We start from the raw sequence: 349 nt of genomic DNA on the forward strand, positions 1-349 counted from the left end.
CACCAGCAGGCCACCGGGCAGCCGAGGAAAGCGTGAGAACAAGCCCAACAGCACCAGCGCCGCCGCTGCAACCGCAGCTGCCGGCCAGTTCCATCGCGGCAGTTGTTCGAGCAATTGCGGGGCGAAGCGCACCAGGTTGGCGTCGGTCAGATGCACCCCGACCACGCTGGCGACCTGCTTGAGAATGATGGTCAACGCCAGACCGAAAGCAAAACCGCGCAACACCGGTTTGGCGATAAACGAAGTGACGCTGCCAAAACGAAAAATCCCCGCGAGCAAGAACAGCCCGCCGGTGACCAGCACCAGCCCCACCGCCAGCGTCGCGCGCAATTGCGGGTCGCCATTGGCC

1 protein-coding gene is annotated in these 349 nt (G+C 64.2%); it reads right to left on the minus strand.

Annotated elements, in window-relative coordinates; all coding sequences use genetic code 11:
* Positions 1–349, minus strand: a 349-nt coding sequence (locus DBR18_RS29295) for a SulP family inorganic anion transporter (RefSeq protein WP_256588729.1), incomplete at both ends; no start/stop codon positions are given.

Origin of the sequence: Pseudomonas sp. HMWF021, from assembly GCF_003061005.1 — a bacterium.
GTDB lineage: Bacteria > Pseudomonadota > Gammaproteobacteria > Pseudomonadales > Pseudomonadaceae > Aquipseudomonas.